1 protein-coding gene is annotated in these 667 nt (G+C 69.1%); it reads right to left on the reverse strand.

The window, feature by feature from the left end:
- Positions 1-646 (reverse strand): acyltransferase domain-containing protein (locus IEY86_RS36025; protein ID WP_308425218.1); only part of this gene is annotated, 646 nt, incomplete at its 3' end.
- Positions 647-667 lie beyond the last annotated feature (21 nt).

Here is a 667-nt window from a genome sequence, read left to right on the forward strand (position 1 = left end):
CGGCGGAGTGGAGGAAGCGGGTCCAGCCGCCGTCGTCACGACGCAGCGTGCCCACCGCGTCGGGCAACGCATTCACCAGAACCGGATGCGGACTGCACTCGATGAACACACCCTCACCGACCGACCGCACAGCCTCCTCGAACCGCACCGTCCGCCGCAGACTCTCGAACCAGTACCCCGCATCCAGAGCACGCGTATCGACACGGCCACCGGTCACCGAAGAATGGAACGGAACACCCGACACCCGCGGCGCCACAGGACCCAGAGCGGCAAGCACCTCATCACGGATCCCGTCCACCTGCGCCGAATGAGAGGCATAGTCCACCGCGATACGCCGAGCCCGCACCCCCAGCCCCGCACACCGCTCCAAGAACACCTCCAGATCACCCACCCGCCCCGAAACCACCACCGCCCCAGGACCGTTCACCGCCGCCAAGGACAACCCCGACCCGGCCAGCAACCCCACCACGACCTCAGCCGACGCCGACACCGACACCATCCCGCCCAACCCCGCCAACGCCCGCAGAGCCCGACTGCGCAAAGCCACCACACGCGCACCGTCCCGAAGCGTCAACGCACCCGCGACACACGCAGCCGCGATCTCCCCCTGCGAATGCCCCACCACCGCCACCGGCACCACACCCACGGACTCCCACACCGCCGCCAA

The organism is Wenjunlia tyrosinilytica, assembly GCF_014646055.1.
In the GTDB taxonomy this organism is placed as follows: Bacteria; Actinomycetota; Actinomycetes; order Streptomycetales; family Streptomycetaceae; genus Wenjunlia; species Wenjunlia tyrosinilytica.